The following is a 17,063-nucleotide window of genomic DNA, read 5'->3' as shown; positions in this document are numbered from 1 at the left end:
GAACGGTGGGGCCCTTCGACATCGTGCCCGGTGAGGCACTGGCGGAGGATACGAGATTCGAACTCGTGAGGGGTTGCCCCCAACACGCTTTCCAACTGTCCGCATGGCCGTACGGGGGCGTCCGTGAGGGTTCGCGTGGCAGGTCAGAGGGGGTGCGCGTACGGCGGCGGACGGGGGCGGCCGTCGGTGCACTGGACAAAGACCAGGACAACGAACGGTGCGGGCCGAGGTAGCAGCTCAGATGCGAGAGACGACGCCAACGAACTCCTCGCCCTTGTGGTTGCCCACAATGAGGGCGAAGCCGTGGCCGGCCGCGCATGTGAGGTCGACCCGTACGTATCCGCCTCGGGTGCCAAGGGGACTGTCGTAGTCGTCCCTGTCAGGCTGGACGGTTACCGCCCCGTGGTCACCACCGGCGGCCGCCCGTTCGACCTCAGAGATTCCACAGGCGGGGCACATGAGCTTCCACTGAAGGTTCCACGAGCCGGGGGCACTGTCCGTGGGGACGAGGGTGTTGGCGTGGGACATTGGCATTGCGTCTCCATGAAGATGGGTCTCTAATGGCATCCGGAGGGTCACAGGACTTTTCCGTGAGCAATCACGATCTGCTCTGCAGTGAACCGCATTAGGGGAATTTCGCGGGCCAACTCCTCGTCATGAGCGAAGGGTGCATACTTTGGTAGTTCTCCTTCTTTGGCGTGCACCAAGGCGTTCCTGACTTTGTAAATCCTCTTTGCGATTGCGCCGCGCACCGCCTCTTCGTCATTCCCGCGAAGGCTCACTTTGCTTGCACCGGCAAAAGGGACGTCACTATTTGCATAGTGGTTGACCAGGTTGGCGTCGTAGGCATCTAGGTCGGCTACGAGGCGAGGGATGCTGACGAATCTATCGAGCACCAATTGCAGTGCCCGCTGTTCATTCACCCCGCCTTCGTCCTTGATTTGACCCTTTACTTTGGTGACGATCTTAACAATGGACTGGATATCCTTATTTCGGCGAGCAGAGAAAGATGGGTCGGTGATGCCCGAACGCACCTGTTTTATCAAATCCTCATTGAACACCTTCTCGAAAAAATGCTCAGCGATGTGATAGTAGGCCAGATATTCCAATAGTGGGATTTCTGCGGCGACGCCCATGAGGTAGTGGTGCACCAGGTCTGCGTCGTAGGTCTGCCTGGGTGCGTCGAGAGAACCGTTCTGACTCCTCCGTACCCGCTGGATAGCTTGCGGTCGAAACATTGCTTCCAGGCCGATTCGAGCTGCCGCATCCGTGTTGTAAGCGGCATGGAAAAGGAACGAATTGGCGAGTGTCTCAAAGTCCGCTCGGGATTTGGCAGCGGTGATTTGCAGCGTAGTGGCGCGAAGGCCCTCGGCGACGACGTCAAAAAGTGAGTCGCCTTCAACCGGGCGACGGCCCACTATAGTGCGATCGCTGCCTATTTGGCGTATCCGGTTCAGTATCATCCTGGCTCTCCCGGAAGTCAGGAGAACTGGATTCTGTGCAAACTTGCACAGTAGATAGGCGGCGAATTCTCGGGACGGTCTGCCGACCTTAAAAGTTACGGGATTGTCGCCCTGCCCCTCAAACGTCTTGTCTTCGAAAAATCTATCGAAAGCGCCGACCTGATCGAGTGAAACCAAGGAGAACTCTGCTTCATTTTCCCACTGGAACGAGCTTTCGGTCATCGATTTTGCGCCGTTAAGACGAGTCGTGATTTCGCTTATTTCGGTACTGCTTGCGCCATTGATTGTCTTGCCATCGGATAGCGAAATGGGCTCCCGCAGGGTGAAGTCACCGCTCACTGTTCCATCGCTGCGAAATACTCGCCGAAGTCCCTCTATGATGGAGGCTTCGTTTATGACTGGCTGTCCGCTCATGTCTGCCCTTCTGTGTGCTCGTGAAAGCGTTTTTCTTGATGCCCCTTCTGTAGAAGCATTCTGACCAGCGGGAAGCAGGCATGTGGGAAATTGAAGAAAGTCGAACATCAGTACGCATCTCGGAGGATGGTTTTGGATGCTCCTACTGGGTGACAGCACGTCCGTGGGAAGCTGGAGTGAGGCGCCACCGGGACGCCAGCGAGGTCGAGATAGGGGAGGCGACGTGCCGCAGGGCAGTCCGCGAGGTACGTACCTGGAGGTCTCGGAATCTCTCCGCGAGAAGATCGGCAAAGGTGAGATCACTGAGGCGCTGCCGTCTCAGTCGGCACTCGTGAGCGACTACAACGTGAGCCGCAGCACCATCGAGCGGGCCCTTGCCGCGCTCAGGGCCGAGGGTGTCATCGAGTCGGTACAGGGCGCCGGGTGGTTCGTGGCGGGGACCGGCGACCGCCGGCCGTTGGTCGAGAAGGTGACCGACCTGTTGCGCGCCGACGGGGTCAGGGTCGGCGACCGCTTCCCGACGGAGAAGGAGTTGTGCGAGCGGTTCGGGGCGTCGCGGACTGCCGTCCGTTCTGCCATCGCCCTGATGGAGGGCCAGGGGCTCATCGGCAAAGGTGCCGCGCGAGGGCGGGAAGTACGTGCGTTGCCGGTCGGACGGGGGACTCAGACGGCATGACGACGACCGAACGAACTGAGTTCGACGCTGACGCGGCGGGCGCCATCTTGCGCAAGGCGTGCGAGGTCGCGGACGTGGACCCGGACGGGATCGAGATGCTGCGGTTCGGCGACCATGCCGTGTTCCGTTTGGACGGCGGCCGTATCGTCTCCCGGGTCGGCCGCAGTCCCGATCGACTTCCCTCCGTACGCAGGGAAGTGGCCGTGGCGGGATGGCTCGCGTCCGAGGGATATCCGGCGGCACGACTCGTCACGACGGCCGAACAGCCGGTTGTTATTCAGGGCCACCCGGTGACGTTCTGGGAAGGTCTTTCCGATGGAGACACGTACGCGAGCACGGGAGAAATGGGCGTACTGCTGCGGCGGCTTCACGATTTGAAGCCGCCGCCCTTTTCGCTCCCGTCGCTTGAGCCTTTCGACAGAGTTACGCAGCGTTTGAAGCGTGCCGCCATTCCGGACGCTACCCGCGCTTTTCTCCAGTCCATGGCCGAAGATTTGGCGGCTGAGTACGGCCGCCTCCGTTTTGAGCTTCCGGCGGGTCATCTGCACGGGGACTTCAACGTGGGTAACGTCCTGCAAGACGCGGTCGGTCGTCCGAAGGTCATCGACCTGGACGGTTTCGTTACGGGCCCCCGGGAGTGGGACCTCATGCAGACTGCCATGTACTACGACAGCTTTGGCTGGCACACAGAAGCCGAGTACGCCGATTTTGTCGCTGGGTACGGGTTCGACGTGCGGGAATGGTCCGGGTACACAGTTCTGCGAAGCATCCGGGAACTTCTGATGGTCACGTGGCTTTCCCAGAATGCCAGCACCAATCCACGCGCATCCGAGGAAGTTGAGAAGCGGGTGCAAAGCCTACGCTCGGGTGGGTCTCGCCGGGACTGGGCGCCGTTCTAGAAACGTCATGCCTGTTGCCAGAGGCGGAAGCCACGGGCCTGTTCATCGAACGTGCGGAACTCCGTGGCTCGTCTCATCCCGCTCGTGACGCGTCCCTGGAATTCCCGCACGTACTGAATGCAGCGCGCAGACTTCAACCCCTCGCCGAGTTGCAGCGCGCTCAGCGCGATTTCGAATCCACGGCCGATCTCCCCTTGATTGATGTATGTCTCAGCCTGAACCATCGTCGCGAAGAAGTCGCTTCGGTTGTTCAGGCCGTCGCCGAAGATGGAGACCCCACCTCGCTGCGCAGCTTCGACGGAACGCCCCAGGTCGCGAAAGCAGTGGCCTATCTCGGCAGCAAGCTCCACTTCGTCGAAGTACGCGATGTACGGCGGGTCGCTGCCGGCCGTCCGCTGGTTAAGCCTGCGTTCGGCCTCCGCAAGGGCGAGGTCACAGCCACGCTCATCCCCGAGTCGAGCCAATGCCCGTGCCTCCATCGCGCGGAACTGTGCGGCCATCGTCGGCCCCAGTGCAGGACCGGGACCGGTGTACGCGGCACGGGCGAGCGTCGCAGCGTCCTGGTACCGCCCCAGGAATGTGGCCTGATGGCTCATGGCGGACAGGATGCTCCCGCCGAGAAGCCTGTCACCAGCCGCTTGCGTCATGCGTAGTGCCTGGATGAGGTACCGCTGAGCGATGCCGTGAAGGCCGCTGTCGTACGACATCCAACCGGCGAGTAGGAGCGCTTCCGCCACGGCTGAGTGCAGTTGCCTGCCCACGTCGTCGGAGTACTTCCCATCGAGCATCGGCCGGACATCCGTGTGCAGGTACTGAATCAGCGCCCGCCGGGCATGGCCACCGCCGAACTTGCCGTCGAGCATGCTGAACGCGTCGGCTGTCGAGCGCACCATGTCCACGTCCACCGCGCCGACCGCACGGTTGCCCGTCCGCGTCAGCTCTCCGTCCGGAGGGGCCACGATCCAGCGGAGAGACGCGGTGTTCCAAGCCGCAGAATCCGGCAGGGCCCGAACCAGTGTCTCAGCGTCGGCAAGGTCGGCACGCCAGAGGTCGGCCACGGTCTTGGCCGTGCTCTCCGGCCTGTCCGCGAAGTCAAGCCCCAACTCAGGCTGCACGGCGGACACTGCCGCGTCGCCCATCCCGATGTCATCGATCGTGAGGCGACGCCCCACCTTGCGCCCGATCGCGTCGGCAATGAACTGCGGCATGTTGCCGCGCGGGATGGAGCCCTTGAGCCACCTGGTCACGTACGTGTGGTCACAGGTGACGTCCTCGCCTGACTGAGCGGCAGCGGTGACCACCGCGCGAGCAAGGGACTTGTGGGAGAAGTCGGCCTCCTGCATGAGCGCGGCCAGTCCGGCGTTCCGGTCTGCCATCGAACCCCCAGAGAGCGGCCGTAGTACCAGCTTGACTCATCGTCACTCTACGCAGGTCAGGGCCACGGTGCAGAGGGTTTGCACGTCGGAGTGCACGAGTGCACCCCCAAGTACACGCTCCCGAAGTCCTCGCTATCTGGCGACAGTTGAACCACCACCGCACGAGAAGGCCGGCGGGTCCGAATCGAAAGCCACGGGTTGACGACGCGGAATCCATCTGCCAACGTGAGTGGTAGGTAATACACACCACGCAGTGATGCGGGGTGTGTACGCCGTCCGTGCAGCGCCCGGAGGGCCCTCGAAAGGGGTTCAAAGGAAGCGCCGGTTCCTTGAGAACTCAACAGAGTGTTGTGAGCTTGACGGGGCTTGACCCCGTCCCCCGCGACGGCCGGGTGATGACCGTCGGCGACCGCTTCCGGTGTCCCGTTGGGGCCCTGGTTGGTGGTCGTTCTGCTGGCACCGAGCAGTGCGAACAGGGTGCCCCGACAGTTCGAGGGTCGGGACCGGGCGGCCGTGGCGACGGCATCCGGTGAAGTCCTCGATCCCACTTCGACAGCCCCGGCAACCAGCCGCGAGGGCGCGGAATCAGATTCCGCCCGGGGCACTGGCCCGCCGTTTCCTGCGGTGTTGGCCCTGATGGCCGGTGCGGCGCGCTCCCGGACAAGGACAACGCGCCGCTTCCGGTCTCCCTATCCCGACGCATCAGAGGAGAGATCCACCATGCGTATGCGCATGTTCGTCGCCGGCCAGGAAGCGCACGGCGACTTCGAGTTCGCGGAACTGGCGCTCGGTATCGACGTCGACCTGTTCCGGGGCCCGCTGGAGTCCGAGACGGACGGTGAGCGGGCGGCACGTGAGGACGCGGCCCGTGACGTCCTCGCCGACCTGCGGGCGGACGCGGAGGCCGGTGACGAGATCGCCGGTTGGGACGCCCTGTACGCCGACGCGCTGACCCGCACGGTGCCGTTCCTGCGCGCCGTTCGCGTCCACCGGGCATGGGCGGGGGAAGCGGCATGAGCGAGACCCGCAAGCCTCTGACAAGGGTTCAGATCGGTGTGCTGACGGCCGCGTTCGTGCCCATGCTCGCCACGGGCGTGGTCGGCGGCATCGGCACCTACAGCAACATCGGTCACGCCTACGGCACGGGGACCGCGCTCGGTGCCCTCGGTGCCGGTGAGGGCGCGACGGCCGTTCTCGCCCTGGTCCTGTTGGGGCTGACCATGCTGGGCCAGTCCTCGCCGCGCGTCGTACGGATCGGGCTGTGGGCCCTGCCGGCCGCCGCCGCCGTCATGGGCGCGATGGCCGCGCCGGACCCGGGCCGTACGGTCGTCTACGCGCTGACTCCCATGGGCATGTCCGTCTCGGCGGAGGGCATGGCGTTCCTCGCCCGCCGGATCGTCGTCCACACCGACGGCCGCGACGCGGAGAACGAGCGACGCACCGCCGACATCGTGCAGGCCCTCGCCTACCACCGGGCGCGAGCCGCCCACCACCCGGTGAGCCGGGTGCGGAAGCGGTCCGATCGGGCGTCGTGGCGTCTGGCCCGCAAGGCCGGGGTCGGGGACGCGGCGCTCGGATCGAGGCTGCTGGACGTCCAGCGCGACCGGATCACCGACGGCGCGAACGCGGCCCTCGCCTCGATGTTCGGCACCACCACCCCGATCCCTGCCGCAGGTACGAATGCGGAGGAATCGACAGGAAGTAGTCGAGAAGGGTCTACCTCTGACCTGCCTGTATCGACCCCGGCCACGGTCGTACTGACGCGGCTTTCGGTCCCCGACCCGGCGCCGGTGGACCTCGGTAAGTCGGGCTTCGGTGTGAAGCCGATGCCCGCCGTCGGTCCGATCGTGAAGCCGGTCCCGATCGCCCCGGCGCCCGCTCGTTCGGTGCCGGCCGCGTCGACCGGGCCACGTCGGGCGACGGGCCGTGTCCCGGTCGCCGCGAAGTCGACCCGCACCCGCCGCACTCCCGATCAGCTCATGGCGGAAGCGCGCAAGGCGACGGCCGGTCTTCCGGACGCTCAGGTGACCGGGGAGGGCATCCGCCGGGCCCTGCGCACCTCGCCCGCGAACGCCCGCAAGCTGCGTGACGCCCTGCTCGCCGAGCGCGCTACCGGGGCGGTGACGCCGTGAGCACCTTCGCCGCGCTCTTACCGGCCGTGCCGCCCGTCATCGGGTGGGCGGTCCACGCCCGATGGCTGCACGGACGGCTGACCACGGCCCGCCGTGACCCGCTCACCGGGCTGTGGACGCGGGATGCGTTCACCCGGCGGGCCCGCCGCCTGCTGCGCGACCCGCGCGCCGTGGTCGTGCTGGCGGACGTCGACCACTTCAAGCAGATCAACGACACCCACGGCCACGCCGCCGGTGACGTGCTGCTCGCCACGGTCGCCGCTCGCCTCGCCCACGGCACTACCCCCGGCGGGGTGGCGGGGCGGCTCGGTGGGGACGAATTCGCCGCCGTCGTCGTCGACCGCGACGGCACGGCGGCCGACCGGTTGCACACGCTCGCCCGCGTCCTCGCCCGCCCGGTCGACACCGCTCCCGCAGTGCACACCACAGTGTCGCTGGGGTGGGTACGGGCCGCCGACCACCCGGGCGAGGACCTGTCCTCGCTGCTGCGCCGCGCTGATGAAGCCATGTACGCGGCCAAGCGGTCCGACCGGTCCGGGCCCCGCCGGGCCCGTCTCGGGCGCCTGCTCGGGTCGGTGGCCGGTCGCCGTCCCGGACGACGCGGCGCGGCATGAGCACGCTGCCCGTCTTCCGGTGGCACCTCGCCCCGGACGGCTACGCCACCCGCCGCCAACTCCGGGCCCGCGACCTGCGCCCCGGCGGTCAGGACGTCGCCGCCCAGCTCGAACGCCCCCGGCGGCGGGGCCGCCCGCCCCTGGTCGCCTACCTGTACCGCGTCGACCTCGCCAAACCGGTCCGGCCGATGACCCCGGGCCGGTGGCGGGCCCACGAAGCGATGATGCGCGCTCGCCGTACCTGCCCTGAGTGCGACCGGGATGCCGGATACGTCATTCCTCCCACGCTCGGATCGTGTGTGACCTGCGCCTATCCCGAGGAACAGCGCGCCGCCGCATGACAGCAATCGGATCATCGAACACTGCTCGAACAACCCTGAATCCCGCGCCGCTACCCGGAACGCCAATCCGCCCTGAATTTTCTTCAGGGTTACCGGTCAGTACCGGTTCTAGCGTTCAGCATCCCGTCGGGGTTCGGCCTCAGCCGACCAAAGCGATGACCGAACCCCGACTCTCCTCCCATGCCAGGAAGGACCCTTCAGTGAAGCACCCCGACGACGACAACGAACTGTTCAACCGACTGGAAGCCGAGATGACGGCCGACTCCGGGGCCGATGTGGTCGACCTCGATAAGGCCCGCGCCGCGCGTGAGTCGACCCCGACCGACCCGGCATCGGACGACCCGACCACCGCCGTCATGGTCGACCGGCCCACCCCGACCGCGACCGGTCCGGGCTACCTGGGTCGACTGGCCGCAGCGAAGCGCCGGGACGTGGTCCCGGTCTGGCTGCGGTCGACCGCCGAACTGCGCACCGCCGCCGCATGGGTGGGCCGCCATTACGCCCATTCGGTCGGGTATCACGCGCTGCGTTCCCCGATCTACGCCGCCCGCCTAACCCTGCAAGCCCCCGCGGGCGCCGCGAAGTTCGTGGGCGGCACGATGCGGTGGGCGGCCGACCGCGAGGGCGAACCGGTCCGCCTCGCCGCCGTGCGGCGCGAGGACGCGGCCGAGTACCTGAAGCTGTCGCGACAGCGTGACGGCCGCGTCCGGCTGCGGGTCCTGGTCAGCGTCCTCGCGATGTTCATCGGGCTGGGCGCCGCGCTCGCCATCTACGTCCTCGCCCCCGACTGGCTTCAGGCCCTGTCGGTCGGCGCGGTCGTGCTCGCGCTCGGCTACGCCGGCCGCAAGGCGGATGATCCGGTCATCCACCGGGCGGTGGAACTGCCCACGGCGTCCAAGCTCACATCGGACATCGTGCTACGGGCACTGGGTTCGCTGGGCATCCCCGCGATCAACCAGGCGCAGGGCAAGGGCCGGGACGGGTTCGAGTTCACCGCCCCCATCACCCGCGACGGCCCCGGTTGGCGTGCGGAGGGCAACCTCCCCTTCGGCGTCACGGTCACGGACATCATCGAGCGGCGCGAACGGCTCGCGTCCGGCCTGCGCCGCCCGCTGGGCTGCGTGTGGCCAGAGGCCGTACCGAACGAGCACACCGGGCACCTGGTGCTGTGGGTGGGCGATCAGGACATGTCCAAGGCCAAGAAGCCCACATGGCCGCTGCTCAAGTCCGGGTCGGTGGACCTGTTCAAGCCGGTCGCGTTCGGCACCGACCAGCGCGGACGCTGGGTCGAGATCACCCTCATGTACATCGCGGCCGTCATCGGCGCGATCCCCCGCATGGGCAAGACCTTCCTGCTCCGCCTGCTGCTGCTCATCGCCGCCCTGGACCCGCGCGCCGAGCTGCACACCTACGACCTCAAGGGCACCGGCGACCTGGACCCCGTCGGCAACGCCGTCTCCCACTGCCACCGCGCGGGGGATGAGGAGGAGGACATCGAGTACGCGGTGCGGGACCTGCGCGCGCTGCGCGAGGAACTGCGGCGCCGCGCGAAGATGATCCGCTCACTGCCCCGGGACATCTGCCCCGAGTCCAAGGTGACGTCGGAACTGGCGAACAAGAAGTCGCTGGGACTGCACCCGATCGTGGTCGGGGTGGATGAGTGCCAGGTCTGGTTCGAGCACGACAAGTACGGCAAGGAACTCGAAGAGATCTGCACCGACCTGGTCAAGCGCGGCCCGGCCACCGGGATCGTGCTGCTGCTCGCCACGCAGCGCCCGGACGCTAAGGCACTGCCCACCGGGATCAGCGCGAACGCGTCGGCCCGGTTCTGCCTGAAGGTCATGGGCCAGCTGGAGAACGACATGGTGCTGGGCACGTCCGCCTACAAGCGGGGCGTGCGCGCCACCATGTTCAGCTGGGGAGACAAGGGCATCCACTACTTCGTGGGTGAAGGCTCCGACGCCCGGATCGTCGGCTCGGTCTACGTGGACGCTCCGGCCGCCGAAGCCATCGGCGCCCGGGCCCGCAAGGCCCGCGAACTGGCCGGCACCCTGTCCGGCTACGCGCTCGGGGAAGAGCCGGAGCCGGACGCGTCCAGCGCGTACGACCTGCTGCGCGACATCCTCGCCATCGTCCCGGCCGACGAGCCCAAGGTGTGGTCCGAGACCGTCGTCGCCCGCCTCGCCGAACTGCGGCCCGAGGTCTACGAGGGTTGGGACCCCGAGGGTCTGGCCGCCGCACTCAAGCCGCACGGCGTCTCCACGATCCAGGTGGGCCGCCGGGTCAAGGGCAAGGTCGTCAACCGGCGCGGCATCGACCGCTCCCACATCGTCACGGCGATTGCGGAGCGTGACGGAAACCGGGACGTGGGCTGAGACTCCGGGGCCGCTAGCGCTAGCGGCACACCCCGCTAACGTTAGCGGCCCCGCTAGCGCCCCAAACCCGCCCTGATCAGGCCGCTAGCGGATAGCGGCCCACCTGCGGGAACCCTCGAAAACCGCCCCGGAGGGCCCCTGATGACCCCCATCCTCCTTGCTATCGCCTGTCTACTCGTCGTCACGCTCGGTTACGTCGGGCTGTGTGCGGCCTCGCCGTTCGGCGACTGCCGCAAGTGCCGTGGCATGGGCCACGCGCTCAAGCACGACCGCAAAGGCCGGTTGAAGCGCGGCAAGGACTGCCGCCGCTGCAAGGCGACTGGCAAGCGCATACGCGTCGGCCGCTGGCTCTACAACCGCTGGGCCCGCATCTACCGCGCGGGCACCAACACCCCCTGACCGGAAGGCTCCTCATGGTCCTGAACATCTCCGCCGTGCTGCTGTTCGGCGCCGCGTCCGCCCTCGCCGTCAAGACCAAGTCCGCCGGAGGCGGTTCGGCCATCGTCCTGTTCCTGTTCGGGTTCTTCGTCGCCGGGACCGGCGCGTACGAGCCCATCCACAACCTCGTGCAGGCGTCCGCCGACGCCCTGTCCGCCCTCGGAAAGTGAGAGGAGACCGACTCGTGAACGAACACCTCCCGACCCTGCGGCCGGACACGACGGCCGCTGCCGCGTACGACCCGGCATCGCTGGACCTGTACGCGCCCGCCCCGGCCGCCGTCGAACTCGCCGCCGAACGCGGCCCCGTGGTGTGGGTGCCCGACGCCTACGGGCGCATGGTCCCCATGCCCAAGCACCTCGCCCCGCCCTCGATGCCCATGCCGGAGCCGCGCGACCTCACCCCGCTGCCCCTCGTGGACCCGATCGCACAGCGCTTCCTCGGGGCCGGTCTCGGGGGCGGCGCCCTCGCGGCCGGCGTCGGCTACGGCATCGGCGAGGTCATCAACGCCGCCGCCGGGTTCACCTCTGGCGCCGCGATGTGGATCGCCCTCGCCGTCCTCGCCTGGCGCATGCCCGTGCGCGCCATCAGCGGCGGACGCAACGGGAGCACGGTCCACATCCGCAAGGCCGTGATCAAGCGCAGCACCTTCAACGGCTGACCAAGGGAGCACCGAACGTGGACATCGACCCGAACGAGATCGTCACCGTCGAACTGGCCTGGGACAACGACGGGTTGCCGACGACCTACAGCCGCGACATCACCCGCCGTCAGCTCGGCAACCTGCTCATGCAGGTCGACGACATGGCTGCCGAGACCGAGGAGAGTGCCGCGTGAACGGCCGCATCCTGCCCCGGCTCCGTCTCCAGGTCGCCCACTGGCCCCGCCGGGCCCTGGTACTGACGGACACGCCCCGCCCCGACTGTGGCGACTGCGAGGGCGACGGCGGATTCGAGTACCCCTACGGCGACTCCGAGGGCGAGTACGCCGGTACCGACTGGGAGCCCTGCGGCTGCTGGAACGAGAACCGCCGCTGGCCCCTGATGCCCCTGCCGCGTCGGCCCCGGTGGCTGCGCCGCCGCGACACAGGCCGCGACCCCTGGGGACCGGACGGCTACAGCAACGAACCGCCCTTCTGACCTGACGGGAGTCCTGTGCCTTACCGCGACAACGACCCCATCTCTGACCGACCGCTCAGCAACGCCCCGTTCGGCTACTCGCCGGAGTCCTTGCAGCGCGAGGCCCTGTACGCCGAACTCGACAACGCGGGCGTCGAACTGGGTGCCTACGACCGGCGGATCGTGGACTGGATCGCCGGATGGGACTACCCCACCGTGGCCACCATCGCGAGCCTCATCCGCCGCGCCGGCCGCACCCCGCAGTAACTACGCCCGAGGGCGGCGGCTCCCGGACAAAGGACAACCCGCCGCCCTCGGTCTCCGTATCCCGACGTTTCAGAACAGGAGACCTACAGCATGACCCAACTGCGCGTTTTCGGCGAGGGCCCCTCGGTCCCGGCCACCCTTTCGGGGCGAGCGTCCCGGCCGCCCCACGTCACCGCCACGGTGACGTCAGGGGAGGCGGTATGAGCGCGACGCCCGAACCCCTGCGCGTCGCCCTCGCCCTCGCGGCGGCCGGTGTCCCGGTCCTGCCCCTGCGGGCGGGCAAGGTGCCGTTCGGCAACTGCCGTTCCTGCAAGGGGAACGCGTGCGGCGGACGGCCCAACATGAAGGCGGCGGGCCCCTGCCGGTGCTCCGCGCCGTGCCACGCATGGGCCGCTGCGACCACCTACCCGCACGTCCTCACCTCACCCGTGTGGGCGCCGGTGTGGCGTGAGGCGGTGGCCGTTGCCTACCACCCCGGTGGTGCGGGGCTGACGGTGGTCGACCTGGACAACGCGGAGGCCGTCGCGTGGGCCCGTACGACCCTGCCCGCCACCCGCACGGTGCCGACGACGCGGGGCGAACACTGGCTCTACTTGGGCGCCATGCCGTCGTCCAACGCGGTCCGGCCGGGCGTCGATATCAAGTCCCTGACGCAGTACGCCCGTTGGCTCGGACCCGGAACCGGCCGTATGGCCGTTCTCCCGGCGGCCGTGCGCGCCCTGGTGGTGAAGGAAGACACCACCCCCGCCCCGGGGGAGGTGGCATCTTCCCTCACCGGCCGCACCCCGTGGGGCCGTTCGGTGGCCACCGGGTGCCGCCACACCGAGCGCTACGTCCGCACCGGCCTGGAACGCGGCCTCGCCCTCGTACGGGCCCGCACCGAATCCGGCGCCGGATCACAGGCGTTCGGCGTCGCCCGGTTCCTCGCCGCACAGCACACCGCCTGCCCCGGCCCGTGCGGACTCGCCGCGATCGGGGAAGAGATCGTGTCCGCCGCCGTCTCGGTGGGCGTCCCGGAGACCTACGCCCGCCGTGCCGTTGCCAACGGCCTTGAGACGGCTGTGGAGCGGGCGGCATGAACAAAGCATCCCGAACCCCTACGAACAGCCCTCAGGGCGCCGTACAGCGCCCGCTACGGCCGCACGTGGGCGAACCGAAGGTCGCCGCCCGTAAGGGCGTCCTTTCTGCCGTTGGTTCTGACCCGCAGACGGTCACCGTCACCGGCATCACCCCGGGTCTTCAGATCCAGTGCGAGGGCGTACCCGTCGCGGACTGGCTCTGTGCCTGCGGGCACCACGAACGCGCCCGGGGCCGTGCCGCCGTCATCAGGCTGACCGTCCGCGTCATCGTCGGCATCTGCCCCCACACCACCACCGCCGAAGGGAGGGCCGTCTCATGACTCCACAGCCTGTGGACAGCCCCGACCTGTGGGCCGGACTGCCCGCCCTGGAAGAACCGCACGGCGAGGACGACGCGGTACCGGACGTGTGGGAGGACCCCATTCCCCTCTCCGACCGCCGGGAGCGTCCTCCGTTCCCTGCTCACGTCCTCCCCGCCTGGTTGGGGGAGTTCGCGACGGCCGTCGCGGAAGAGACACAGACCCCTGTCGACCTCGCCGGATCAGTCGCTCTCGCCGTGCTCGCCACGGCGGCCGGCGGCCGGTCCGTGGTCCACGTACGCGGCAACTGGCGCGAGCCCACCAACCTCTACACCGTGGTGGCGCTCCCGCCCGCCAACCGCAAGTCTGCCGTCTTCGCGCTGCTGACCAACCCCCTCTATGAGGCGGAGAAACAGCTCAAGACCGTGATGAAGCCCGTGATCGTGGAAGCGGAGCTGACGGCGAGGTTGGCCAAGGAAGCGGCGGACAAGGCCGCCGCCAAGGCCGCGTCCGCCGACGGCGACAAGCGGGATGACATGGTGGCCACCGCCGTTGGCCTCGCGCAGACCGCCGACACGCTCACCGTCCCGGCCGAACCGGTCCTGTTGGCGGACGACTCGACACCCGAGACTGTCACCTCGCTCATGGCGGAACAGGGCGGGCGGCTGTCGGTGATGAGCGCTGAGGGCGGCATCTTCGACATCATCGCCGGCCGCTACTCCGGGGCCCCCAACATGGAAGTTTTCCTGAAGGGGCATGCCGGGGACCGGCTGAGGGTCAACCGGCAGACCCGCCGCGAGTACATCGACCACCCCGCGCTGACCATCGGCCTCGCCGTACAGCCGGGCGTGCTGAGGGACATCGGGAAGGTGAAGGGGTTCGAGGGCAGGGGGCTGCTGGCCCGCTTCCTGTACTCCCTGCCGGTGTCCACGGTCGGTGACCGTGAGATCATCACCGACCCGGTCCCCGAGGCGACGGCCGCCACCTACACCGCCCGGGTCATCGACCTCACCCTGTCCCTGGCAGAGTGGACCGACCCGGCCGTCATCCAGCTCAGCCCGGAAGCGGACGCGGCCCTGATCGCCTATCAGAAGCGCATCGAACCGCAGCTCAAGGCACGGGGCGGCAAGCTGGGCCATATCTCCAACTGGGCTGGAAAGCTTGCCGGGGCGACCGCCCGTATGGCCGCGCTGCTGCACCTCGCCGAACACGGCGGCAACGGCTACGCCCACCCGGTCACCGAAGACACCATGCGCGCGGCCATCGAGCTGGGGGAGTACTACACCGCCCATGCCCTCGCCGCGTTCGACGTCATGGGAGCCGACAACACGACCGCGCGCGCTCAAAGCGTTCTGGAAGCGCTGCGCATCCACCGGTGGACCGAGATCAGTAAGCGCGACCTGATGGTCAAGCTCTCCCGCTCGGAGTTCCCCACCGCTGCGGACCTGGACCCGACGCTGACCCTGCTGGAAGACCACGGTTACGTGCGGGCACAACCCATCGTCCGCACCGGAGGTCGCGGCCGGCCGCCCTCGCCGCGCTACCTGGTACACCCCCGGCTGACCGACCCGACCACCTGAGCCCGTCCACAGAAACCACAGAATCACAGAAATGCCCGCCGTGCGCCCCTGACCTGCGCAGACAGCCATGCCAGGGGCGCACGGCGCCCTGCCACAGAAACCCGCAGAGAAGCCACAGAAATAAGCCCGACCCGGCCGCGCCGGACCTGCCCCCTTATTTCTGTGGGACCTTCGGCGATTTCTGTGGCAGCGACCACCACGCAGTAACGCCGCAGGTCAGAGCCGCGATCCCAGGTTTCTGTGTATTTCGTGGTTTCTGTGGCGGCACTCCCCGTAAACCCCTGACCCGCCAAGGGAGCGAATCGTGAACCACCACGGAACCCCGGTGCCCACCGACGACGACCCCACGTTGGTTCTCCTCACGGTCGAAGAGGCCGCCCGCCGCCTCCGTATCGGCCGGACCACGTGCTACGGGCTCATCCGCTCCGGAGAGCTGGAGTCCGTACCCGTCGGCCGTCTCCGGCGAGTCCCTGCCGACGCGGTACCCGAGTACGTCACCCGCCTCCGTACCGCCCACCGCGCCGCTTGACGACGCCCGGGGCGGCGGCTCCCGGACAAGGACAACCCGCCGCCCCGGTCCCCATCCCGACACCAAGAAACAGGAGCCTGCCTGTGGCAGAGAAGAAGAAGGGCACCCGCCGCGCCAACGGCGAATCGGCCATCTACCTCGGGGCGGATGGTCGTTGGCACGCGCGCGTCCCGATGGGCTACAAGGACAACGGAGAGCCCTACCGCCGGCACCTCACGCGCAAGACGCGCGATGACCTGGTTGAGGAAGTCAAAAAGCTGGAGAAGCAGCGCGACGGGGGTTCGGCGCAACAGCCGGGCAAGGCATGGACGGTGGAGAAGTGGCTTCAGCACTGGGTCGAGAACATCGCCAAGCCGACCGTCAGCGAGAACACGTACGACGGGTACGAGGTCGCCGTTCGCGTGCACCTCGTGCCCGGTGTCGGCAAGCACCGCCTTGACCGTTTGCAGCCCGAACACCTGGAAAGCCTGTACCGCCGCATGCAGGCGAACGGGCAGCGTAAGGCCGGTACGGCTCACCAGGCTCACCGCACCGCCCGAACCGCACTGGGGGAGGCGGTACGGCGCGGTTACGCGGCGAAGAACGCCGCCGCGTTGGCGAAGCCGCCACGGATGGAAGAGGACGAATCAGAGGTAGAGCCCTACTCCGTTGAAGAGGTTCAGTGCCTGCTGCTCGAAGCCAACAAGCGCCGGAACAGCGCCCGTTGGATGCTGGCGCTGGCGCTCGGACTGCGGCAGGGCGAGACGCTCGGACTGCGCTGGTCTGACGTCGACCTGGACAACGAGTACCTCAAGCTGCGCCGGAACCGTCTGCGCCCCAGGTACGAGCACGGGTGTCCGGAAGCCTCACCGTGCGGCCGGAAGGCGGGATACTGCCCGGACAAGGTGCAGGTCCGGCGTGAGACCAAGAACACCAAGTCCCGAGCGGGCCGACGCGCCGTGCCCCTGCCGGGCCCGCTGGTCGCCATGCTCCGGGCACACGCCGAGACGCAAGAGCGCGAGCGCAAGGCGGCCGGCGACCTGTGGGCCGAGTCGGACTACGTGTTCACCAAGCCCCTGGGTGGCCCCTTGAGCCCGAACACGGACTATCACGACTGGAAGCGTCTGCTGGAAGACGCGGGGGTTCGGGACGGTCGGCTGCACGACGCCCGGCACACGGCCGCCACCGTGCTCATGCTGCTCGGTGTCCCGGCCCGGGTCATTGATCAGATCATGGGGTGGGAACCGGGCACCTCCGCAAGCATGCGGGCCCGGTACCTCCACGTGCCGGACGCCATGCTCAAGGATGTGGCCCGGAAGATCGCCGATGCCATCTGGGGAACCCCGGAGACACCCACTGTGGACAAAAACCAGGACAACGAGGGCTGAGAACCGTCGAAGGGCCCCACCGCGAACGGTGGGGCCCTTCGACATCGTGCCCGGTGAGGCACTGGCGGAGGATACGAGATTCGAACTCGTGAGGGG

General features: G+C 68.0%; 21 protein-coding genes. 18 read left to right on the top strand and 3 right to left on the bottom strand.

Annotated elements, in window-relative coordinates:
- Nucleotides 1-237: 237 nt before the first annotated feature.
- Both ACWD0J_RS38800 and ACWD0J_RS38795 read right to left on the bottom strand, forming a co-directional pair.
- Nucleotides 238-528 (bottom strand): hypothetical protein, encoded by a 291-nt coding sequence (locus tag ACWD0J_RS38800; protein WP_451500577.1) that lies wholly within the window; start codon nt 526-528, stop codon nt 238-240.
- A 47-nt stretch (nt 529-575) separates the two neighbouring features.
- Nucleotides 576-1,877, bottom strand: coding sequence for a hypothetical protein (locus ACWD0J_RS38795; RefSeq protein WP_451500576.1), 1,302 nt, complete (start codon nt 1,875-1,877; stop codon nt 576-578).
- Nucleotides 1,878-2,100: 223 nt separating this feature from the next.
- Between ACWD0J_RS38795 and ACWD0J_RS38790 the strand changes: the two genes are divergently transcribed.
- Nucleotides 2,101-2,553 (top strand): GntR family transcriptional regulator, encoded by a 453-nt coding sequence (locus ACWD0J_RS38790; RefSeq protein ID WP_451500575.1) that lies wholly within the window; start codon nt 2,101-2,103, stop codon nt 2,551-2,553.
- Nucleotides 2,550-3,452 (top strand): phosphotransferase enzyme family protein, encoded by a 903-nt coding sequence (locus ACWD0J_RS38785; RefSeq protein WP_451500574.1) that lies wholly within the window; start codon nt 2,550-2,552, stop codon nt 3,450-3,452. Before ACWD0J_RS38790 ends, ACWD0J_RS38785 begins: the two co-directional genes overlap by 4 nt.
- Nucleotides 3,453-3,457: 5 nt before the next feature.
- On the opposite strand, the gene ACWD0J_RS38780 is transcribed toward ACWD0J_RS38785, so the two are convergent.
- Nucleotides 3,458-4,828: a hypothetical protein gene (locus tag ACWD0J_RS38780; protein WP_451500573.1), complete on the bottom strand. Its 1,371-nt coding sequence runs from the start codon at nt 4,826-4,828 to the stop codon at nt 3,458-3,460.
- Nucleotides 4,829-5,554: 726 nt separating this feature from the next.
- Here ACWD0J_RS38780 and ACWD0J_RS38775 point away from each other — a divergent pair.
- The 16 genes from ACWD0J_RS38775 (at nt 5,555) to ACWD0J_RS38700 (ending at nt 16,967) form a co-directional block, all read left to right on the top strand.
- The gene (locus ACWD0J_RS38775) at nt 5,555-5,845 is read left to right on the top strand and encodes a hypothetical protein (RefSeq protein ID WP_451500579.1); all 291 of its coding nucleotides are present in this window, start codon (nt 5,555-5,557) and stop codon (nt 5,843-5,845) included.
- Nucleotides 5,842-6,960: a conjugal transfer protein gene (locus ACWD0J_RS38770; RefSeq protein WP_451500572.1), complete on the top strand. Its 1,119-nt coding sequence runs from the start codon at nt 5,842-5,844 to the stop codon at nt 6,958-6,960. Before ACWD0J_RS38775 ends, ACWD0J_RS38770 begins: the two co-directional genes overlap by 4 nt.
- The gene (locus ACWD0J_RS38765) at nt 6,957-7,574 is read left to right on the top strand and encodes a GGDEF domain-containing protein (protein WP_451500571.1); all 618 of its coding nucleotides are present in this window, start codon (nt 6,957-6,959) and stop codon (nt 7,572-7,574) included. Before ACWD0J_RS38770 ends, ACWD0J_RS38765 begins: the two co-directional genes overlap by 4 nt.
- Entirely contained in the window at nt 7,571-7,915 is a 345-nt protein-coding gene (locus tag ACWD0J_RS38760) for an RRQRL motif-containing zinc-binding protein (RefSeq protein WP_451500570.1), read from the top strand. Before ACWD0J_RS38765 ends, ACWD0J_RS38760 begins: the two co-directional genes overlap by 4 nt.
- Before the next feature lie 200 nt (nt 7,916-8,115).
- A complete protein-coding gene (locus ACWD0J_RS38755; RefSeq protein WP_451500569.1) occupies nt 8,116-10,290 on the top strand; it encodes a cell division protein FtsK in 2,175 nt (724 codons plus the stop codon).
- A 141-nt stretch (nt 10,291-10,431) separates the two neighbouring features.
- Nucleotides 10,432-10,689 carry a hypothetical protein gene (locus ACWD0J_RS38750; protein WP_451500568.1) on the top strand — a complete coding sequence of 86 codons (258 nt, stop codon included), beginning with the start codon at nt 10,432-10,434 and terminating at the stop codon, nt 10,687-10,689.
- A gap of 14 nt (nt 10,690-10,703) precedes the next feature.
- Nucleotides 10,704-10,898: a hypothetical protein gene (locus ACWD0J_RS38745; protein ID WP_030585650.1), complete on the top strand. Its 195-nt coding sequence runs from the start codon at nt 10,704-10,706 to the stop codon at nt 10,896-10,898.
- A gap of 14 nt (nt 10,899-10,912) precedes the next feature.
- Entirely contained in the window at nt 10,913-11,389 is a 477-nt protein-coding gene (locus ACWD0J_RS38740; protein ID WP_451500567.1) for a hypothetical protein, read from the top strand.
- Nucleotides 11,390-11,406: 17 nt separating this feature from the next.
- The gene (locus ACWD0J_RS38735; RefSeq protein ID WP_451500566.1) at nt 11,407-11,565 is read left to right on the top strand and encodes a hypothetical protein; all 159 of its coding nucleotides are present in this window, start codon (nt 11,407-11,409) and stop codon (nt 11,563-11,565) included.
- Between the two features lie 11 nt (nt 11,566-11,576).
- Complete coding sequence (locus ACWD0J_RS38730) at nt 11,577-11,867, top strand: hypothetical protein (RefSeq protein WP_451500578.1); 291 nt, start codon at nt 11,577-11,579, stop codon at nt 11,865-11,867.
- A gap of 15 nt (nt 11,868-11,882) precedes the next feature.
- Nucleotides 11,883-12,113: a hypothetical protein gene (locus ACWD0J_RS38725; RefSeq protein ID WP_451500565.1), complete on the top strand. Its 231-nt coding sequence runs from the start codon at nt 11,883-11,885 to the stop codon at nt 12,111-12,113.
- Nucleotides 12,114-12,313: 200 nt separating this feature from the next.
- Nucleotides 12,314-13,192 (top strand): bifunctional DNA primase/polymerase, encoded by an 879-nt coding sequence (locus ACWD0J_RS38720; protein ID WP_451500564.1) that lies wholly within the window; start codon nt 12,314-12,316, stop codon nt 13,190-13,192.
- Nucleotides 13,189-13,512, top strand: coding sequence for a hypothetical protein (locus ACWD0J_RS38715; protein WP_451500563.1), 324 nt, complete (start codon nt 13,189-13,191; stop codon nt 13,510-13,512). Before ACWD0J_RS38720 ends, ACWD0J_RS38715 begins: the two co-directional genes overlap by 4 nt.
- On the top strand, nt 13,509-15,071 hold the full coding sequence (locus ACWD0J_RS38710; RefSeq protein ID WP_451500562.1) for a YfjI family protein: 1,563 nt from the start codon (nt 13,509-13,511) through the stop codon (nt 15,069-15,071). The genes ACWD0J_RS38715 and ACWD0J_RS38710 overlap by 4 nt, the downstream gene beginning before the upstream one ends.
- Before the next feature lie 304 nt (nt 15,072-15,375).
- Nucleotides 15,376-15,600: an excisionase family DNA-binding protein gene (locus ACWD0J_RS38705; RefSeq protein WP_393294285.1), complete on the top strand. Its 225-nt coding sequence runs from the start codon at nt 15,376-15,378 to the stop codon at nt 15,598-15,600.
- A gap of 83 nt (nt 15,601-15,683) precedes the next feature.
- Nucleotides 15,684-16,967: a tyrosine-type recombinase/integrase gene (locus ACWD0J_RS38700; RefSeq protein ID WP_451500561.1), complete on the top strand. Its 1,284-nt coding sequence runs from the start codon at nt 15,684-15,686 to the stop codon at nt 16,965-16,967.
- Nucleotides 16,968-17,063 lie beyond the last annotated feature (96 nt).

The organism is Streptomyces sp. NPDC003011, from assembly GCF_053591515.1.
Note: the sequence above shows the minus strand (reverse complement) of the source record. Positions and strands in the feature narration are given on the sequence as shown.

What these genes read in the sequence shown, in the direction of transcription:
- ACWD0J_RS38745 (WP_030585650.1), top strand. Translation starts at nt 10,704, where the DNA reads ATGGTCCTGAACATCTCCGCCGTGCTGCTGTTCGGCGCCGCGTCCGCC.
- ACWD0J_RS38795 (WP_451500576.1), bottom strand. Translation starts at nt 1,877, where the DNA reads ATGAGCGGACAGCCAGTCATAAACGAAGCCTCCATCATAGAGGGACTT.
- ACWD0J_RS38760 (WP_451500570.1), top strand. Translation starts at nt 7,571, where the DNA reads ATGAGCACGCTGCCCGTCTTCCGGTGGCACCTCGCCCCGGACGGCTAC.
- ACWD0J_RS38800 (WP_451500577.1), bottom strand. Translation starts at nt 528, where the DNA reads ATGTCCCACGCCAACACCCTCGTCCCCACGGACAGTGCCCCCGGCTCG.
- ACWD0J_RS38785 (WP_451500574.1), top strand. Translation starts at nt 2,550, where the DNA reads ATGACGACGACCGAACGAACTGAGTTCGACGCTGACGCGGCGGGCGCC.
- ACWD0J_RS38750 (WP_451500568.1), top strand. Translation starts at nt 10,432, where the DNA reads ATGACCCCCATCCTCCTTGCTATCGCCTGTCTACTCGTCGTCACGCTC.
- ACWD0J_RS38775 (WP_451500579.1), top strand. Translation starts at nt 5,555, where the DNA reads ATGCGCATGTTCGTCGCCGGCCAGGAAGCGCACGGCGACTTCGAGTTC.
- ACWD0J_RS38710 (WP_451500562.1), top strand. Translation starts at nt 13,509, where the DNA reads ATGACTCCACAGCCTGTGGACAGCCCCGACCTGTGGGCCGGACTGCCC.
- ACWD0J_RS38780 (WP_451500573.1), bottom strand. Translation starts at nt 4,828, where the DNA reads ATGGCAGACCGGAACGCCGGACTGGCCGCGCTCATGCAGGAGGCCGAC.
- ACWD0J_RS38770 (WP_451500572.1), top strand. Translation starts at nt 5,842, where the DNA reads ATGAGCGAGACCCGCAAGCCTCTGACAAGGGTTCAGATCGGTGTGCTG.
- ACWD0J_RS38720 (WP_451500564.1), top strand. Translation starts at nt 12,314, where the DNA reads ATGAGCGCGACGCCCGAACCCCTGCGCGTCGCCCTCGCCCTCGCGGCG.
- ACWD0J_RS38715 (WP_451500563.1), top strand. Translation starts at nt 13,189, where the DNA reads ATGAACAAAGCATCCCGAACCCCTACGAACAGCCCTCAGGGCGCCGTA.